Source organism: Pseudomonas sp. PB105, assembly GCF_009764655.1.
Classification (GTDB): Bacteria; Pseudomonadota; Gammaproteobacteria; order Pseudomonadales; family Pseudomonadaceae; genus Aquipseudomonas; species Aquipseudomonas cyclaminis.
In genome coordinates, this window is the sequence record NZ_RWIO01000038.1 from 15,323 (window position 1) to 33,322 (window position 18,000).

Annotated in this window: 14 protein-coding genes; 4 read left to right on the forward strand and 10 right to left on the reverse strand. The window is 62.3% G+C overall.

Annotated elements, in window-relative coordinates:
• Positions 1 to 10: 10 nt before the first annotated feature.
• The 4 genes from EJD88_RS08330 (at position 11) to EJD88_RS08345 (ending at position 3,506) form a co-directional block, all read left to right on the forward strand.
• The gene (locus EJD88_RS08330) at positions 11 to 400 is read left to right on the forward strand and encodes a RidA family protein (protein WP_065952451.1); all 390 of its coding nucleotides are present in this window, start codon (positions 11 to 13) and stop codon (positions 398 to 400) included.
• Positions 401 to 568: 168 nt separating this feature from the next.
• Positions 569 to 1,333, forward strand: coding sequence for an IclR family transcriptional regulator (locus tag EJD88_RS08335; protein ID WP_032886547.1), 765 nt, complete (start codon positions 569 to 571; stop codon positions 1,331 to 1,333).
• Between the two features lie 8 nt (positions 1,334 to 1,341).
• Positions 1,342 to 2,550 (forward strand): amino acid deaminase, encoded by a 1,209-nt coding sequence (locus EJD88_RS08340; protein WP_158877661.1) that lies wholly within the window; start codon positions 1,342 to 1,344, stop codon positions 2,548 to 2,550.
• Between the two features lie 47 nt (positions 2,551 to 2,597).
• On the forward strand, positions 2,598 to 3,506 hold the full coding sequence (locus EJD88_RS08345) for a sugar kinase (protein WP_158877663.1): 909 nt from the start codon (positions 2,598 to 2,600) through the stop codon (positions 3,504 to 3,506).
• Positions 3,507 to 3,583: 77 nt separating this feature from the next.
• Here the strand turns inward: EJD88_RS08345 and EJD88_RS08350 are convergent, their stop codons facing one another.
• The 10 genes from EJD88_RS08350 to EJD88_RS08395 form a co-directional block, all read right to left on the reverse strand.
• A complete protein-coding gene (locus EJD88_RS08350) occupies positions 3,584 to 3,859 on the reverse strand; it encodes a peptidylprolyl isomerase (protein WP_003174397.1) in 276 nt (91 codons plus the stop codon).
• Positions 3,860 to 3,902: 43 nt separating this feature from the next.
• On the reverse strand, positions 3,903 to 6,398 hold the full coding sequence (locus EJD88_RS08355) for a PAS domain-containing sensor histidine kinase (protein ID WP_112195693.1): 2,496 nt from the start codon (positions 6,396 to 6,398) through the stop codon (positions 3,903 to 3,905).
• Positions 6,399 to 6,538: 140 nt separating this feature from the next.
• On the reverse strand, positions 6,539 to 8,491 hold the full coding sequence (locus EJD88_RS08360; protein ID WP_158877665.1) for an acetoacetate--CoA ligase: 1,953 nt from the start codon (positions 8,489 to 8,491) through the stop codon (positions 6,539 to 6,541).
• A 36-nt stretch (positions 8,492 to 8,527) separates the two neighbouring features.
• Positions 8,528 to 9,301: a 3-hydroxybutyrate dehydrogenase gene (locus EJD88_RS08365; RefSeq protein WP_158877667.1), complete on the reverse strand. Its 774-nt coding sequence runs from the start codon at positions 9,299 to 9,301 to the stop codon at positions 8,528 to 8,530.
• Positions 9,302 to 9,308: 7 nt separating this feature from the next.
• The gene (locus EJD88_RS08370; protein ID WP_099583199.1) at positions 9,309 to 10,700 is read right to left on the reverse strand and encodes a GntP family permease; all 1,392 of its coding nucleotides are present in this window, start codon (positions 10,698 to 10,700) and stop codon (positions 9,309 to 9,311) included.
• A 296-nt stretch (positions 10,701 to 10,996) separates the two neighbouring features.
• On the reverse strand, positions 10,997 to 12,388 hold the full coding sequence (locus tag EJD88_RS08375) for a sigma-54-dependent Fis family transcriptional regulator (protein ID WP_099583200.1): 1,392 nt from the start codon (positions 12,386 to 12,388) through the stop codon (positions 10,997 to 10,999).
• Positions 12,385 to 13,959, reverse strand: a complete 1,575-nt coding sequence (locus EJD88_RS08380; protein WP_158877783.1) for an ABC transporter ATP-binding protein — start codon at positions 13,957 to 13,959, stop codon at positions 12,385 to 12,387. The genes EJD88_RS08375 and EJD88_RS08380 overlap by 4 nt, the downstream gene beginning before the upstream one ends.
• Positions 13,960 to 13,970: 11 nt before the next feature.
• The gene (locus EJD88_RS08385) at positions 13,971 to 14,993 is read right to left on the reverse strand and encodes an ABC transporter permease (protein ID WP_160385023.1); all 1,023 of its coding nucleotides are present in this window, start codon (positions 14,991 to 14,993) and stop codon (positions 13,971 to 13,973) included.
• Positions 14,993 to 16,054, reverse strand: coding sequence for a microcin C ABC transporter permease YejB (locus EJD88_RS08390; protein WP_122306167.1), 1,062 nt, complete (start codon positions 16,052 to 16,054; stop codon positions 14,993 to 14,995). Before EJD88_RS08390 ends, EJD88_RS08385 begins: the two co-directional genes overlap by 1 nt.
• Positions 16,054 to 17,913 (reverse strand): extracellular solute-binding protein, encoded by a 1,860-nt coding sequence (locus tag EJD88_RS08395; protein WP_158877669.1) that lies wholly within the window; start codon positions 17,911 to 17,913, stop codon positions 16,054 to 16,056. The genes EJD88_RS08390 and EJD88_RS08395 overlap by 1 nt, the downstream gene beginning before the upstream one ends.
• Positions 17,914 to 18,000: the final 87 nt, after the last annotated feature.

The following is an 18,000-nucleotide window of genomic DNA, read 5'->3' on the forward strand; positions in this document are numbered from 1 at the left end:
GAGCACATGTATGAGCATTACTCGTTACGGCGCCGGCAGCACCGCCGGTGGCGGCCAACCCCGTCCTTTTGCACGCGCCGTAGAAGCGGACGGCTGGCTCTACGTCTCGGGCCAGGTGCCGGCGGTGGACGGTGAAATCATCACCGGCGGCATCATCGAGCAGACCCGGCAGACCATGCGCAACGTGGTGGCGATCCTCGAAGAAGCCGGCTACGAACTCAAGGACGTGGTGCGGGTCGGCGTGTGGCTGGAAGACCCGCGGGATTTCTGGAGTTTCAACAAGGTCTTCGGCGAATACTTCACCGCGGAACACGCCCCGGCGCGGGCCTGTGTGCAGGCCAATATGATGGTGGATTGCAAGGTCGAGATTGATTGCGTGGCCTACAAGAAAAAGGGCTAAATTGCCCCGTTCTTGAACCCACAGAAAATCCACTGTGGGAGGGGGCTTGCCCCCGATGGCGGAGTGCCAGTCGACACATCTGTTTCTGACACACCGCTATCGGGGGCAAGCCCCCTCCCACAGGAGAATTGTGTCGTACCCAACAACTTCGACCGGACCGAAATTGCCATGACCGAAGACACCATCAAACGCCGCGCCAAAGGCCTGGACCGTGCATTCGATATCCTCGATTTCCTCAAGGAAGTCGGCCAGCCCCTGCGCCCGAATGATATCGCCAGCGGTATCGGCAGCCCCAAGTCCACCGTCTACGAATTGGTCGCGTCCCTGCTGGAACGGCGCATTCTTGAAACCGTGGGCAAGGATGGTCACGTCTACCTCGGTCGCCAGTTGTACTTCCTCGGCCAGGCGCACCTGCGCCACTTCGACCTGACCCGCGAGGCCGATCACGCCTTGCAGGAGATCGTCAGCCAGACCCACGAAACTGCACAGATGTGCCTGCTCAATGGGCGCAAATACACGGTAGCGCTGATGCGCGAAGGCGAGCGGCATTTCCGGATTTCTTCGGACATCGGCGAAAACGCGCCAATCCCCTGGACCGCCTCCGGGCGCCTGTTGCTGGGGCACCTGAGCGACCAGCAGATCGTCGACCTGATCGACCATGACGATTTCATCCTGCCGGACGGTCAGCGCCTGCCGCTGGAAACGTTCCTTGCGCAGATACGCCAGGCCACCCTTGATGGGTTCTTTTCCTTCGACAGTGTGGCCGACACCTTTACCCATTGCTTTGCCGCCCCGGTGCGGGACGCGCAGGGCATCAGCATTGCGACGCTGTGCATCGTCGCCCCACGGGCCGATGCGCAAAAAAACTACAACGACTATCGCCGGGTGTTGATCGACAGCGCCAACCACCTGGCCCGTCGCATCAACGAATAGGAGTTTTCATGTCTGCCATCAACGCCGTTGAAAAAGGCGCCGCCGCCGTCGGTGCCCACCTGGTCCGTGACGTCAGTTTGCCGGCCCTGGTCCTGCACCGCGACGCCCTGGAACACAACATCCGTTGGATGCAGGACTTTGTCAGCAACAGCGGCGCCGAACTCGCGCCCCATGGCAAGACCAGCATGATGCCGGCGCTGTTTCAGCGTCAGATCGCCCAAGGCGCCTGGGGCATTACCCTGGCCAACGCCGTACAGACCCGCGCAGCGTATGCCGGCGGCGTGCGCCGCGTGTTGATGGCCAACCAATTGGTGGGCGCGCCGAACATGGCGTTGATCGCCGACCTGCTGGCCGACAAGGATTTTGACTTCCACTGCATGGTCGACCACCCGGACAACGTCGCCGACCTGGGCCTGTTCTTCGCCGCCCGTGGCCTGCGCTTGAATGTGATGATCGAATACGGTGTGGTCGGTGGCCGTTGCGGTTGCCGCAGCGAGCAGCAAGTGCGCGACCTGGCCAAGGCGATCAAGGCCCAACCGGCGCTGGCCCTCACGGGTATCGAGGGTTATGAAGGCGTGATCCATGGCGAGCACGCCATCAGCGGTATCCGCGAATTTGCCGCCAGCCTGGTGCGTCTGGCGGTGGACCTGCAAAACAGCGGCGCTTTCGATTTGACCAAGCCAATCGTCACCGCTTCGGGCTCAGCCTGGTATGACCTGATCGCCGAGTCCTTTGAACAACAGAACGCCGCCGGGCGTTTCCTCAGCGTGCTGCGCCCTGGCAGCTATGTAGCCCACGACCATGGCATCTACAAAGAGGCGCAGTGCTGCGTGCTCGACCGTCGTAGCGACCTCAATGAAGGCCTGCGTCCGGCGCTGGAAGTCTGGGCCCATGTGCAGTCGTTGCCTGAGCCGGGTTTTGCAGTCATTGCCCTGGGTAAGCGTGACGTGGCCTACGACGCCGGGTTGCCGGTACCGCTCAAGCGCTACAAGGCCGGCATCGTACCGGCGCAAGGCGATGATGTGAGCTCCTGCAAGGTTACGGCAGTGATGGACCAGCATGCCTTCATGGTCGTGGCGCCCGGGGTTGAACTGCGCATTGGCGACATCATTTCCTTTGGTACGTCCCACCCATGCCTGACCTTCGACAAATGGCAGGTGGGTTGCCTTGTGGATGAGCAACTGCAGGTGGTCGAGTCCCTGCACACTTGCTTCTAGACCGCGTCGTTCCTATCGGGGCCCTCAGCCCCACCGAGAAAGCAGCCATGACCACCCAACCCCGCATCGCCCTGATCGGCGAGTGCATGATCGAACTGCAACACCGCGCCGACGGCAGCCTGCAACAAAGCTTCGGCGGCGACACCCTGAACACGGCGGTGTACCTGCGCCGCGAGCTGGGCGATATCGGCGCGGTGGACTATGTCACTGCCTTGGGCGACGACAGCTTCAGCGACGCCATGTGCCAGCAATGGACCGACGAAGGCCTGGGGCTGGGCTTGGTCCAGCGTCTGCCGGGGCGATTGCCGGGCTTGTATTGCATCCAGACCGACGCCCACGGCGAGCGTAAATTCCTCTACTGGCGCAACGAAGCCGCCGTGCGCGACTGTTTCACCACGCCGGCAGCCGAGCCGGTCCTGGCGGCTTTGCCGAGTTATGACGTAGTGTATTTCAGCGGCATTACCCTGGCGGTACTGGGCGAGGTCGGGCGTGAGCGTTTGCTGCAAGCGCTGGTCGAAGCCCGCCGCCGTGGCGCCAAGGTGGTGTTCGACAACAACTACCGGCCGCGCTTGTGGGCCAGTATCGAGGCGGCGCGTGCGGCGTATCGAAAAGTGTTGGCTGAGGTGGATATCGCCTTGCTCACCGAAGATGACGAGCGCGCGTTATTTGGTTATGCCGACAGCGAGCAGGTGTTTGCGGCGTACCCGGCGATTGCGGAAGTGGTGCTCAAGCGAGGGGCGGATGCGTGTTTGATCCGCTGCTATGGCGAGCGCTTTGTCGTGCCGGCGTTGAAAGTCGAGAAAGTGGTGGATACGACGGCGGCGGGGGATTCGTTCAGTGCGGCGTACCTGGCCAGCCGGCTCAGGGGTGGGGCGCCGGAAGAGGCTGCGTTGGCTGGGCATCGGTTGGCGAGCCGGGTGATTCAGGTGCCGGGGGCGCTGATTTCAAGAGAGTGAGTGGATGGCCGCCTTTGGCGGATCGGGGGCAAGCCCCCTCCCACAGGAGCCCCCGATAGCGTTCTAAAGCCAACCACTCAATCCCGGTAAAACACCTGCACCAAGTGATACCCAAACTTGCTCTTGATCGGCCCGTGAACCACCTTCACCGGTTTCTTGAAAATCACCGCATCGATCGCCCCGACCATCTGCCCCGGCCGCACTTCACCCAGGTCACCGCCGCGCTTGCCCGATGGGCAAGTGGAGTACTTCTTGGCCAGCACATCAAAGGCTTCGCCCTTGGCGATGCGCTGCTTGAGTTGTTCGGCTTCTTCGCTGGTTTTCACTAGGATATGACGGGCTTGGGCTTTCATTGATCTCTACCAGGTGTGCGACGGCGCGCGATTATGCCTGAACTCATTCGACCACGCTGATCATGCTGCGGATTTTAGTCGCCAGCAGGTCGATGGAAAACGGTTTGGCCACCATGTCCATGCCGTCCTCCAGGAAGCCCTGGCGCTCGGCGGCTTTTTCGGCGTAACCGGTCATGAATAGCACCCGCAACCCTGGACGGTGCTGGCGCGCGATTTCCGCCAGTTGCCGACCATTCATGCCCGGCAGGCCGACGTCGGTCACCAGCAGGTCCACGCGCAGGTCCGATTCCAGCAGTGGCAACGCGGTGCGTGAATCCGCCGCCTGATGCGCGGTATAGCCCAATTCATCCAGCACATTCACCACCAGCATGCGCACCGCCGGGTCGTCCTCGACCACCACCACGGCTTCACCGGCCAGGGCCACCGGCGCTTCGCCGAGGCTGGCGGGCAGATTGCTTTCCAGCGCAGTGCCGTGCAGGCGCGGCAGGTACAGGCGCACACAGGTGCCCTGGCCGGGTTCGCTCTGGATCGTGACGTGGCCGCCGGACTGCTGGGCAAACCCGTAGATCATCGACAACCCCAGGCCGGTGCCCTGGCCGATGGGTTTGGTGGTGAAGAACGGGTCGAACGCCTTGGCGAGGATTTTCGGCGCCATGCCAGTGCCGTTGTCGCACACGCCGAGCATCACGTAGTCGCCGGCCTTGACCGGTTCGAGGGTGGTGATGTCGGTGCCGTCCAGGTAGCTGTTGGCGGTTTCGATCAGCAATTCGCCGCCATCGGGCATGGCGTCGCGGGCGTTGATCACCAGGTTGAGCAGGGCGTTTTCCAGCTGGCTGGCGTCGGTGTTGACCGGCCAGATGTCGTGGCCCAGTTGCACCTTGAGCGCGATATGCGCGCCCTTGGTGCGCTGGAACAAGTCCTCCAGGGACGCCACCAATTGGTTGGGGTCGGTGGGGCGGCGGTCCAGTGACTGGCGTCGCGAAAACGCCAACAAGCGGTGGGTGAGGGCGGCAGCGCGATGGGCCGACGACACGGCGGCATCGGTAAAGCGCCCGATCTCCTCGCTGCGCCCGGCGGCGATGTAACGCTGCATCAGGTCCAGACTGCCGATGATCCCGGTGAGCATGTTGTTGAAGTCATGGGCAATGCCGCCAGTCAGTTGGCCCACCGCTTCCATTTTCTGCGCGTGGCGCAGCGCATCTTCGGCGCGCTCACGTTCGAACATCTCGTTTTGCAGGCGCTGGTTGGCCTCGGCCAGGGCCTGGGTGCGCTGGGCCACGCGCTCTTCGAGGTTGTCGTTGAGGTGGCGCAGGGCTTCTTCGGTGAGTTTGCGTTCGGTTTCGTCGATCACAAAGATGTAGAAACCGTTCACCGAGCCGTCATTGCTGAAACGCGGCAAGTACTTCATCAGTGCATGACGCGGGCGCCCGTCGCGGTGGGGTGTGATGGTCATGAAGCTGCAGGCCTTGCCCTTGAGCGCGGCGGCGATCTTGTCTTCGCGTCCTGCGTACACCTCGTCGCCGAGCACTTCGCGGATGGTCTTGCCGTACAGCTCCTGGGGCGTCATGCCGTACCACTCAAGGTAGGCGCTGTTGTTCAGGCGAAAGCGCTGCTCGTGGTCGACGTAGCCGATCAGCACCGGCATCGCGTTGATGATCAGTTGCAACTCGGTCTGGCTTTGGCGCAGGGCCTGCTCGGTGTGCTTGCGCTCGGTCAGGTCCAGTGCGGCGCCGAGGAAACGCGCCGGGCGGCCATTGTGATCCTTGTAACACCGACCTCGGGCAAATACCCAGCGCACCTGGCCGTCGGCTTGTTGCAGGCGGTATTCCTCGGCGTATTCGGTGCCGTGGGTGATGCAGTGCTTGATGCTGCGCGCCACCGTGCCACGGTCTTCCGGATGCACGCCATGCAGGTATTCGCTGATGGGCAGCAGGCCAGCGTCGCTGGGGTCGACACCGTGCAGGTAGGCGAAGTGGGCGTCGGCGATAAAGTGGTCCTCGCCGATGTCCCAATCCCAGGTGCCTACGGCGTCGGTCGCCGCCAGTGCAAGCTGCAGGCGTTGCTCGGTGTTGTGCTGGGCTTTGCGGCGCTCATTGGTTTCGATGGCAGTGACGAGGATACCGGCCACATTGGCGCTTTCATCGCGGATCGGGCTGTAGGTCAGGTCCAGCCAGATTTCCGTGTCGCGATTGTTGCGTTGCAGGACGAAGCGCTGCTCGCTGAAAGTGCGCACCTGGCCACTGAGCACGGCGTCGTAGACCGGGCCGGTAAAGCCTTCCAGCTCTGGCCATGTCTGGTGCGCCGGTTGGCCCATGGCCTCGGGGTGTTTATTGCCGGCCAGCGCCGCGAAGCCGTCGTTGTAGAGTTGGGTGAGCTGGCTGCCCCACAGCAGGAGCATCGGCATCGGCGAATGGACGACGATATCGACCGCTGTGCGCAGGCTTTGCGGCCAGTCATTGGCCTCACCGAGTGGGCTTCGTGCCCAGTCCAGCCGCGCAATCAATGCAGCGGCTTCGCTACCGGTGGATGTTCCTTTCATATAAAGCCCTGAGCGTAACGCTTTGAAAAATGACAACACCCATTATCCCGTGAGTCGGGAATGGGTGACTACTCCCGAAAAATAGCACGCATTCGGGGTTTGTCTTCAAATGAGTGCCTCAGGGCTGAAACCTTTCATCTTTACGCCAGTTCCGGGCGGTCGCGAAACTCCTCCAGTGCCTGCGGGTTGGCCAGGGCGTCGGTGTTCTTTACCGGCTCGCCATGCACCACGTTGCGCACCGCCAATTCAACGATCTTGCCGCTGATGGTGCGAGGGATATCGGTAACAGCCAGGATTTTGGCTGGCACATGGCGCGGGGTAGTGTTGGCGCGGATGACCTGGCGGATCTGCTGCTGCAGGGCCTCATCCAACTCGACGCCCTCATCGAGGCGCACAAACAGCACCACGCGCACGTCGTCCTGCCAGCGTTGGCCGATGGCGAGGCTCTCCAGCACCTGCGGGATTTTTTCCACTTGGCGATAAATTTCCGCTGTGCCGATGCGCACGCCGCCGGGGTTGAGCACGGCGTCGGAGCGGCCATGGATCAGCAGGCTGCCATTCGGGCGTTGCTCGGCGTAGTCGCCTTGGGCCCACACGCCGGGGAACTGGCTGAAATACGACGCGCGCAGCTTTTTCTGGTCCGGGTCGTTCCACAAACCGATGGGCATGGCCGGGAAGTGCCGGGTGCACACCAACTCGCCTTTTTCGCCGATCAACGGCTGGCCCTGGTCGTCCCACACCTCGATGGCCATCGCCAGGCTCTTGCACTGCATTTCGCCACGGCGCACCGGCAGCACCGGGTTGCCGATCACAAAGCAGGACACGATATCAGTGCCGCCGGACATCGACGACAGGCACAACTCGCCCTTGATCTCGCGGTAAACGTAGTCGTAGCTCTGGGGCGACAGCGGCGAACCGGTCGAGATCAACCCCTTGAGGCTGCCCAGGTCATGGCTCAGGCGCGGTTGCAGGCCGGCCTTTTCGAGGGTGGCGAGGAACTTGGGGCTGGTACCGAATACGCTGATTTTTTCGGCATCAATCAGGTCGATCAAGCGCTCCGGGCCTGGATGAAAGGGCGAACCGTCGTACAGCACCGCCGTCGCGCCGATGGCCAGCACTGACACCAGCCAGTTCCACATCATCCAGCCGCAGGTGGTGTAGTAGAACAGGCAGTCCTCGCGGCACAGGTCGGCATGCAGGCCGTGTTCCTTGAGGTGCGTGAGCAACACGCCGCCGGTGCTGTGGATGATGCATTTGGGCACGCCGGTGGTGCCGCTGGAATAGAGGATGTACAGCGGATGGTCGAACGGCACCGCGACAAATTCGGGCTCGCCGCCGGGTTGGTAGAAGTCATTCCACAGCGCAACGTTTGCCGGGGTGCGGTAGTCCTCGACCTGCGCCTCGGGCCGCGCATACGGCACCACAATCAACTGCTCCAGGGACGGCAGCCGTTCGAGGATTTCATTGAGCTTGGCGCTCTGGTCGATGGTCTTGCCGGCGTACTGGTAACCGGCGCAGGTGATCAGCACCTTGGGCTCGATCTGCCCAAAGCGATCGATTACGCCTTGGGTGCCGAAGTCCGGTGAGGAGCACGACCAGATCGCGCCCAGGCTGGTGGTGGCGAGCATGCCCACCAGGGTTTGCCAGGTGTTGGGCATGCACGCGGCAACGCGGTCACCCTGGCGGATACCGGCGGCGTGCAGGCTTTTTTGCAGGCCGGCGACGTGTGCGGCCAGTTCGGCATAGGTGAGTTGTTCGCGCTGGCCGTCTTCGCTGATGGCGACGACCGCTGGATGAGCGTCGCGACGGCGCAGCAAGTGCTCGGCAAAGTTCAGCGTCGCGCCGGGGAACCACTGAGCGCTGGGCATCTCGGTGTTTTCGATCAGCGTGGTGCCGGGCGGGCTGCGAAACTGCACGTCGAAGAAGGCGACGATGGCCTGCCAGAAGTCCGGGCGCTGGTCGATGCTCCATTGGTGCAGCGCGGGGTAGTCGGCCAGTTGCAAGGCGTGGCGGTCGTTAATGAAACGGCGGAACCCGTCCATCCGCGTATGGCGGATGCGTTCGGGGGAGGGTTGCCAGAGGATCTCGGACATCAGCAAGGTCTCTTGTTCTTATAAATGTGTCTGGGGTTATTGGGCCAGCCAGCCGCCATCGATGTTCCAGGCGGCACCGCGCACCTGCGCGCCCGCTTCGCTGCACAGGAACAGTACCAACTCACCCAACTGCGGCGGCGTCACGAATTCCAGCGAGGGTTGCTTCTCGGCGAGCAGATCATGCTGCGCCTGTTGCGGGTCCACGCCTTTGGCCACGCGATCATCAATCTGCTTTTGCACCAACGGCGTCAGCACCCAACCTGGGCAAATCGCATTGCAGGTCACGTTGCTGGTGGCCGTCTCCAGGCCCACCACTTTGGTCAAACCGATCACGCCGTGCTTGGCTGCCACATAGGCCGCCTTGCCCACCGACCCGACCTGGCCATGCACCGAGGCGATATTGACGATGCGTCCCCAGCCCTTGGCCTTCATGCCCGGCAGGCTCAGGCGCGTGCTGTGGAACACCGACGACAGGTTGATGGCAATGATCGAGTCCCAGCGTTCAGCCGGGAAGTCTTCCACGGCTGCCACGTGCTGGATGCCGGCGTTATTGACCAGGATGTCCACGCCGCCGAATTCACGTTCGGCGTAGGCGATCATGTCGGTGATTTGCGCCTGGTCGCTCACGTCCGCCGGGTGATGGCCGACCTTGCCGCCAAATGCCTGGACCTGGGCGACCACCGCACTGGCGTCGCCGAAGCCGTTGAGAATCAGGTTGGCGCCCGCCTTGGCCAGGCTCAATGCGATCCCCAGGCCGATGCCGCTGGTAGAGCCGGTGACCAGGGCGGTCTTGCCATTCAAAGTCGTCATGAAAACCTCACACAATGCCGGTGGCGTAGAAAGTACCGATCACCACGAACACCGCGAGGGTCTTGATGATCGTAATGCCGAAAATGTCCTTGTAGGCTTCGCGGTGGGTCAGCCCGGTGACCGCCAGCAGCGTGATCACCGCGCCGTTGTGGGGCAGGGTGTCCATCCCGCCGCTGGCCATGGCTGCGACCCGGTGCAGCACTTCAAGGGGAATATTGGCCGCATGGGCCGCCGAAATGAAGCTTTCGGACATGGCCGCCAGGGCGATGCTCATACCGCCCGACGCGGAACCGGTGATACCGGCCAGCAGGGTCACGGTAATCGCTTCGTTGACCAGCGGGTTGGGGATGCCCTTGAGCCAGTCCGCCAGCACCAGGAAGCCTGGCAGCGAGGCAATCACCGCACCAAAACCATATTCCGACGCGGTGTTCATCGCCGCTAGCAATGCGCCGCTGACCGCACTTTTACTGCCCTCGGCCAGCTTGCTTTTGATTGCCGCCCAGCCAAACACCAGCACCATGATGATCCCGACCAGCAACGCCGCCTGCACCGCCCAGATCGCGGTGAGCTTGGCGATTTCAGTGGTCACCGGCGCGCTCATCCCTGGCAGGCTGAGGCTGTGGGTCTTGCCGTACCACTGTGGGATCCAGTGGGTGAACAGCAGGTTCATCACGCCCACCAGGATCAGCGGCGACAGCGCGATCCACGGGTTGGGCAGGGTCAGGTTCTCGGCGGTTTCCGGCTCGTTGCGCAACTCGGTGCCGTAGCCTTCACCGGCGCGCTGGGCCTTGTTGCGTTGGCGCGCCAGGTACAGCATGCCGGCGCAGAACACGAAGATGGTGCCAATCAAACCCAGCCACGGCGCGGCCCAGGCGGTGGTGTTGAAGAAGGTGCTGGGGATGATGTTCTGGATCTGCGGCGTGCCCGGCAGGGCGTCCATGGTGAACGAAAACGCGCCGAGGGCGATGGTCGCCGGGATCAGGCGCTTGGGGATATTGCTCTGGCGGAACATCTCCGCCGCGAACGGGTACACCGCAAATACCACCACAAACAGCGACACGCCGCCGTAGGTGAGCAGGGCGCAGACCAGCACGATCACCAGCATCGCCTGGCGCGTGCCGAGCAGACGGATCGCAGCCGCCACGATAGAGCGCGAGAAGCCCGACAGCTCAATCAGCTTGCCGAACACTGCACCCAACAGGAACACCGGGAAATACAGTTTGATAAAGCCGACCATTTTCTCCATGAACACCCCGGTAAACGCAGGGGCGACGGCGGATGGGTCGGTGAGCAAGACAGCGCCGAGGGCGGCTATGGGGGCAAACAGGATAACGCTATAGCCACGGTAGGCAGCCAGCATCAGCAACGCGAGCGCTGCCAGGGCAATGATCACACTCATGGTGTGTCTCCATCGGATTGTTATTGTTGTGGGGTGGTGCTTTGGAGAAAGGCTATAGCGAGATGCGTGCCAAATATTCAACTCATTGAAAATAAACAATATTTAGTGAGTTTGCATGGCGGCTTGCTGGTTTTGTCTCAGTATAGAGACATACAGGACGCAAATGTGGGAGGGGGCTTGCCCCCGATAGCAGTGTGTCAGCCACTGCATCTGTCAACTGATCCAATGCCATCGGGGGCAAGCCCCCTCCCACAGTAGAGTGTCTTGATAGGGAGAATGTTGTCTCTTTTTTGAGATCAGGCGATGCCCAGGGCGACCATTTTCTTGTACAGCGTCGACCTGCCCAGCCCCAAGCGCCTTGCCGCCTCGACCACATTCCCATCACAGGCCTTGAGCGCCGCCCCTATTACCTGTCGATCGAACCGCTCCCGCGCCGCCGCGAACGTCTCACCCTCAACCGCCGCAACAGCGCCGCGCTCCACAGGGCTGAACGTGCCAATCGCCGCTCGAATCTCCTCGGCATTCAGCACCAGGTCATCACTCAACAAGGCCGCCCGTTCCAGCACATTGCGCAGCTCACGGATATTCCCCGGCCACGCGTGCTGTGCCAGCAGCGCCAAGGCGTCGCGGTCCAGTTCATGCTGGCTGCGCAGCTCTTCAAGGATCGCCTCGCTCAACGCCGGAATATCCTCCAGTCGATCACGCAGGGGCGGCACCTGGATCGGCAGCACATTCAGCCGGTAATACAAATCTGCGCGAAACTCGCCGCGCTTTATGGCCGCTTCCAGGTCCATGGACGTGGCGGCAATCACCCGCACGTCGCTGTGCAGCATTTCATTGGAGCCGACCGGTTCGAATTCCTTTTCCTGCAACACCCTCAGCAATTTGCTTTGCAGCGGCAGCGGCATATCGCCGATTTCATCGAGGAACAGCGTGCCGCCCTGAGCAATCTGGAATTTGCCGGGACGGCCCTTGCGATCGGCACCGGTAAAGGCACCCGGCGCGGTGCCGAAGAATTCGGCCTCCAGCAAGTCATGGGGAATCGCCGCACTGTTGATGCTCACAAACGCCTTGTGCGCCCGTGGCGAGGCACCGTGGATGGCCTGGGCCAGCAACTCCTTGCCGGTGCCGGTTTCGCCGAGCAGCAACACCGGCGACTCGGCGCTCGCACTGCGCCGGGCACGCCGCTTGACTTCAAGGCTGGCGGCACTGGTACCGATAAAGTGCGCGAAGTTGTACTTGCTCTGGCGTGAGCGCAGCAGCGAGCGGGTTGAGGCCAATTCCTGCTGCATGCTCAGGTAGCGTTCGATCAGGGGCGAGAGGTTGCGCAGCTCATCAAACAGCGCAAAGCCAATCGCGCCGATCACCGCGCCGGCGTCGTTGTGGATCGGCAGGCGCATCACCACCAGCGGACCTTTGGGCGTGTCCTGGATGTCCAGCAGGATCGGCTGGTCATTGCGCACCACCTGACGCAACAGGCTGTTGGAAATCACCTGCTCGCAAGGCTGGCCGATGGCTTCGTCAGCGCTTTTGAGGCCGAAGCGCTTGGCGTAGCGCTCGTTCATCCACACGATGTTGGCGTCGCGGTCGACAATCACCGTGCCTTCGCTGGACTGCTCGATGATCTCGAACAGCGACTGGATCGCCAGGCCGCGAACCTGTTGGTAGTCCTTGAGGCTGGTGCTCATGTCGACAGTCCGCACGCCGCCGCCAGCAACTCCCTGGTGTACGGATGTTGCGGCGATTCGAACACATCATGGCTGGCGCCGTGCTCCACCACCTTGCCGTCCTTGATCACGATCATGTCGTGGGCCATGGCGCGCACCACGGCCAGGTCGTGGCTGATAAACAGGTAGGTCAGGCCGTATTTGTCCTGCAGTTCGCGCAGCAGCGCCACCACTTGCTTCTGCACCGTGCGGTCCAGCGCCGAGGTGGGTTCGTCCAGCAGCATCAGGGCCGGCTTGAGCACCAGGGCGCGGGCGATGGCGATGCGTTGGCGCTGGCCACCGGAAAACTCATGGGGGTAACGATGGCGGCTGGCGGGGTCGAGGCCCACGTCCTTGAGCACCTGGATCACCTGCGCGTCGCGGTCGGCGAGGCTGCACGGTGCATGGACTTCCAGGCCCTCGCTGATGATCTGCTGCACCGACATGCGCGGGCTGAGGCTACCGTAAGGGTCCTGGAACACCACCTGCATCTGTTTGCGCCATGGACGCATTTGCTGGTGGCTCAGCGGGTCGAGGGCTTCACCCTGGAAGCGGATGCTGCCGCTGGAATCCAGCAGGCGCAGGATCGCCTGGCCCAGGGTGGATTTGCCCGAGCCGGACTCGCCGACGATCCCCAGGGTCTTGCCGCGCTGTACGCTGAGGCTGATGCCGTCCACGGCGCGCAGGTAGGTTTTGCGCCGAAACAGCCCACCGCTCAGGGGGAACTGTACGCTCAGGTCGTCGACTTCCAGCACCGTCTCGCGTGGATCGCTGCACAGCACATCGCCGGACGGCTCGGCGTCCAGCAGCAGGCGGCTGTAGGGATGTTGCGGCGCGGTGAACAAGGTCTCGCAGTCAGCCTGCTCGACAATCTCCCCGGCGCGCATCACACAGACCCGCTGGGCAATGCTGCGCACCAGGTTGAGGTCGTGGCTGATCAGCAGCAGCGACATGCCCAGGCGCTGTTGCAAGGACTTGAGCAGCAGCAGGATCTTGCGTTGTACGGTCACGTCCAGGGCGGTGGTGGGTTCGTCGGCAATCAGCAACTCCGGCTCGCAGGCCAGGGCCATGGCGATCATCACCCGTTGACGCTGGCCGCCGGACAGTTGGTGCGGATACGCCTTGAGGCGCCCCTCGGGTTTCTGGATGCCCACCAGTTCGAGCAGTTCGAGGATGCGCGCCTGCGCCGCCTTGCCGCCCAGGCCCTTGTGCAGCAGCAAGGTTTCGCCGATCTGCTTTTCGATGCTGTGCAGCGGGTTGAGGGAGGTCATCGGCTCCTGGAAGATCATTGCGATGCGGTTGCCGCGCAGCTTCTGCAAGGTTGCCGCCGACGCGCCGATCAGTTCCTGGCCGCGATACTGAATGGAGCCTGCGGTCTCAGTGCCGGCCTCCGGGAGCAGTTGCAGGATCGAATGGGCCGTGACCGACTTGCCCGAGCCCGACTCACCCACCAGCGCCAGGCATTCGCCGGGGCGCACGTCCAGGCAGAGCTTGCTGACGACCGTCTGGCCGCTGAAGGCGACGCTGAGGTCGCGGATTTCGATCAGGTTCATTAGGGACTTACTCATGAACGTGGGTCGAAGGCGTCACGCAACGCCTCGCCGATAAAGACCAGCAGCGACAGGATCAGCGCCAAGGTGAAAAACGCCGTCAGGCCCAGCCACGGCGCTTGCAGGTTCTGCTTGCCCTGGGCGATCAGTTCGCCCAGCGACGCGCTGCCCGCTGGCATGCCGAAGCCGAGGAAGTCCAGGGCGCTCAAGGTGGAAATCGCCCCGGTCAAAATAAACGGCAGGTAGCTCAAAGTGGCGGTCATCGCATTGGGCAGGATATGCCGGCTGATGATCTTGCCATCGCCCAGGCCCAGCGCCCGTGCGGCCTTGACGTACTCCAGGTTGCGCCCGCGCAGGAACTCGGCGCGCACCACATCCACCAGGGCCAGCCAGGAAAACAGCGCCATGATCCCCAGCAACCACCAGAAATTCGGTTCGACAAAGCCCGACAGGATGATCAGCAGGTACAGCACCGGCAAACCGGACCACACCTCAAGCACGCGCTGGCCGATCAAATCCACCCAGCCGCCGTAGTAACCCTGCAAGGCCCCGGCGGCAATGCCGATGGCCGCGCTGATGGCCGTGAGCGCCAAGGCAAACAGGATCGACACCCGCGCACCGAAGATCACCCGCGCCAGCACATCGCGGGACTGGTCGTCGGTGCCCAGCCAGTTCACCGCCGACGGCGGGCTGGGGGCAGGGCGGGTCAATTCGTAGTTGGGCGTGTCATCGCTGAACGGAATCGGCGGGAACAGCATCCAGCCGCCGTCCTGCTTGATCAGCTTTTGCACGTAGTCACTGCGGTAGTCGGCCTGGAACGGCAACTGGCCGCCGAACTGCTGTTCGGTGTAACGCTTGAACACCGGGAAATACAGCTCGTTCTTGTAGCTGAGCGCCAGGGGCTTGTCGTTGGCGATCAGCTCACCGCCGAGGGTCAGGATAAACAGGCCGATAAACAGCCACAGCGACCACCAGCCACGGCGGTTTTTCTTGAAACGCTCGAAGCGTCGGCGCGCCACGGGGGACAGATTAAGCATCAGGCGTTCCTCGCGGCGAAGTCGATACGCGGGTCCACCAAGGTGTAGCAGAGGTCACCGATGAGTTTTATCAGCAGGCCGAACAGGGTGAAGATAAACAGCGAGCCGAACACCACCGGGTAATCCCGTGAAACGGCCGCTTCATAGCTCATGCGACCGAGACCATCCAGAGAGAAAATCACCTCGATCAGCAACGAGCCGGCGAAAAACACGCTGATAAACGCCTGGGGAATCCCCGAGATCACCAGCAACATGGCATTGCGGAACACATGGCCGTACAGCACGCGTCGTTCGCTCAAGCCTTTGGCCCGTGCAGTCACCACGTATTGGCGGGTGATTTCATTAAGGAACGAATTTTTGGTGAGAATGGTCAGGGTGGCAAAGCCGCCGATCACCAAAGACGTCACCGGCAACACCAGGTGCCAGAAGTAGTCGGCAATCTTGCCCACAGTGCTCAGTTCTTCGAAGTTTTCCGAGACCAGTCCGCGCACCGGGAACCAGTTCAGTGAGGTGCCGCCGGCGAACACCACGATGAGGAACATCGCAAACAGAAACGCCGGCATCGCATAGCCGATCACGATGGCGGTGCTGCTCCACACATCAAAGCTGCTGCCATGGCGCACCGCCTTGCGAATCCCCAGGGGGATCGACACCAGGTAGGTGATCAGCGTTGCCCACAGACCCAGCGAGATCGTCACCGGCATCTTTTCCAGAATCAGGTCAATCACCGTCGAGCCGCGAAAGAAGCTATTGCCGAAGTCCAGCTGGGCATAGCTCTTGAGCATCAGCCACAGGCGCTCCGGTGCGGACTTGTCGAAGCCGTACTGTTTTTTGATGTCCTCGATCAGCTTCGGGTCCAGGCCCCGGCTGGACCGCGAGCCGCTGCTGATGCCTTCGCCGGATGAACCGCCGACGCCACCGCCGCCAATCCCCTGCAAATGGGCGATGGCCTGCTCAACCGGGCCGCCGGGCGCGGCCTGCACGATCACGAAATTCACCAGCAGGATGATCACCAGCGTCGGGATAATCAGCAGCAGGCGCCGCACGATATAGGCAAACATCAGCGCGCTCCTCCGCTTTTTTTCAGTTCGGCGTTCATCTGTTCAGTGGTCAGTGGCGTGGGGCTGATTTCCCACCAGGTTTCCAGGGCCTCGTCGTTCTTGGCCTCGATGGCCGGGCGACCGAAACGGTTCCACCACGCCGCGGACGTGCCGGGCGGGTAGTAATTGGGAATCCACAGGTAATTCCATTGCAGCACTCGGTCCAGGGCATGGGCGTAGGTGAGCATCTGCGCCTGGGTGTCGGCCTTGACCAGGCCCTTGATCAAGGCGTCGACTGCAGGATCCTTGAGCACCATGTAGTTGTTCGCGCCTGAATCGAAAGCGGCGCTGGAACCAAAGTAGTTGTACAGCTCCATGCCCGGGGAGGTAGTGACGGGGAACCCGGTGACGATCATGTCGTAATCGCGCGACATCAGCCGGTTCACGTATTGCGATGAGTCGATGCGACGGATATTCAGGGTAATACCAATCTGCGCCAGGTTGCGCTTATAGGGCAGCAACAGACGCTCCAGACCGGCTTGGGCATTGAGGAAGGTGAACTCCAGCGGTTCGCCTTCGGCGTTTACCAGCTTGTCGCCGGCGGGTTTCCAGCCGGCTTCCTCAAGCAGGGCCAGGGCTTGCAGCTGCTTGTCGCGGATCATGCCGCTGCCATCGGTGACCGGAGCCTTGAACACCTGGGTAAACACCTCATCAGGGATCTGCCCGCGCAGGGGTTCGAGAATCGCCAGTTCTTCCTGGGTCGGCAGTTGGGTCGCCGCCAACGGGCTGTTGGAGAAGAAGCTCTGCTGACGGATGTACAGGTTGCGCATCATCTGCCGGTTGGCCCATTCGAAATCCCACAGCATTGCCAGGGCCTTGCGCACACGGCGGTCCTTGAAGATCGGCTTCTGCACGTTGAAGACATAGCCTTGGGCCGGTTGCGGCATGTCCTTGGCCAGGTGGGCGCGTTGCAGACGGCCGTCATCCAGCGCGGGACCGTTGTAGCCGATGGAGTAGCCGGTCGCGGAAAATTCGCGATTGAAGTCATACGCGCCGCCACGCAGCACTTGGCGGGCCACTTCGGTGTCGCCGAAGTATTCCAGGCTCAAGTGATCGAAGTTGTACAGGCCACGGCTGACGGGCAAATCCTTGCCCCACCAATTCGGGTCGCGGGTAAAGGTGATGGTATTGCCGGAGTCGATTTTGCTGACCTTGTACGGGCCGCTGCCCAGCGGGGCTTCGTAGCCACCGCCGTTGGCGAAGTCGCGAGTCTTCCACCAATGCTCGGGGAACACCGGCAGGGTGGCGATATCCAGGGGCAAGGTGCGGTTTTCATTGCTGGAAAAGTCGAAGCGTACCTGACGCTCACCTTCCACTTCGACGTGCTTGACGTCGGCGAACAGCGTGCGAAAGCGCAGGCTGCCCTGGGTCATCAATAAATCGAAGCTATAGCGTACGTCTTCGGCGGTGATGGGTTTGCCATCGGCAAAGCGCGCCTTGGGATTGAGGTAGAAGCGCAGGGACAGGCCGTCTTCGGCGCGCTCCATCTTTTCGGCGACCAGTCCGTAGACCGTATAGGGCTCGTCCAGGGAACGCAGGGCGAGGGGCGCGTAGAGCCAGCCGTCAACCTGTGACACGCCGATGCCTTTGTCGATATACGGCAACACGTGGTCGAAGCGCCCGATTTCAATGGCCGAGCGCCGCAGGCTGCCACCCTTGGGCGCGTTGGGGTTGGCGTAGTCGAAATGGCTAAAGCCGGCAGGGTACTTGGCCGGTTCGCCGTACACCGTCAGCGACGGTTGCGGCGCCGCGATCACGGCGGTGCTGGCCAGCAGCAGGGCGAGGGTGGAACGAAATAGAGTCGAAAAGGCCAATCGCATTATCAGTCTTGAGCGCCGGAAGAACAGGAATAGGGATTTGTACGCTAACGGCATCAGCGTCGCCAGTCATCACATGCACAACGGCCC

What these genes read in the sequence shown, in the direction of transcription:
- EJD88_RS08330 (WP_065952451.1), top strand. Translation starts at nt 11, where the DNA reads ATGAGCATTACTCGTTACGGCGCCGGCAGCACCGCCGGTGGCGGCCAA.
- EJD88_RS08335 (WP_032886547.1), top strand. Translation starts at nt 569, where the DNA reads ATGACCGAAGACACCATCAAACGCCGCGCCAAAGGCCTGGACCGTGCA.
- EJD88_RS08340 (WP_158877661.1), top strand. Translation starts at nt 1,342, where the DNA reads ATGTCTGCCATCAACGCCGTTGAAAAAGGCGCCGCCGCCGTCGGTGCC.
- EJD88_RS08345 (WP_158877663.1), top strand. Translation starts at nt 2,598, where the DNA reads ATGACCACCCAACCCCGCATCGCCCTGATCGGCGAGTGCATGATCGAA.
- EJD88_RS08350 (WP_003174397.1), bottom strand. Translation starts at nt 3,859, where the DNA reads ATGAAAGCCCAAGCCCGTCATATCCTAGTGAAAACCAGCGAAGAAGCC.
- EJD88_RS08355 (WP_112195693.1), bottom strand. Translation starts at nt 6,398, where the DNA reads ATGAAAGGAACATCCACCGGTAGCGAAGCCGCTGCATTGATTGCGCGG.
- EJD88_RS08360 (WP_158877665.1), bottom strand. Translation starts at nt 8,491, where the DNA reads ATGTCCGAGATCCTCTGGCAACCCTCCCCCGAACGCATCCGCCATACG.
- EJD88_RS08365 (WP_158877667.1), bottom strand. Translation starts at nt 9,301, where the DNA reads ATGACGACTTTGAATGGCAAGACCGCCCTGGTCACCGGCTCTACCAGC.
- EJD88_RS08370 (WP_099583199.1), bottom strand. Translation starts at nt 10,700, where the DNA reads ATGAGTGTGATCATTGCCCTGGCAGCGCTCGCGTTGCTGATGCTGGCT.
- EJD88_RS08375 (WP_099583200.1), bottom strand. Translation starts at nt 12,388, where the DNA reads ATGAGCACCAGCCTCAAGGACTACCAACAGGTTCGCGGCCTGGCGATC.
- EJD88_RS08380 (WP_158877783.1), bottom strand. Translation starts at nt 13,959, where the DNA reads ATGAACCTGATCGAAATCCGCGACCTCAGCGTCGCCTTCAGCGGCCAG.
- EJD88_RS08385 (WP_160385023.1), bottom strand. Translation starts at nt 14,993, where the DNA reads ATGCTTAATCTGTCCCCCGTGGCGCGCCGACGCTTCGAGCGTTTCAAG.
- EJD88_RS08390 (WP_122306167.1), bottom strand. Translation starts at nt 16,054, where the DNA reads ATGTTTGCCTATATCGTGCGGCGCCTGCTGCTGATTATCCCGACGCTG.
- EJD88_RS08395 (WP_158877669.1), bottom strand. Translation starts at nt 17,913, where the DNA reads ATGCGATTGGCCTTTTCGACTCTATTTCGTTCCACCCTCGCCCTGCTG.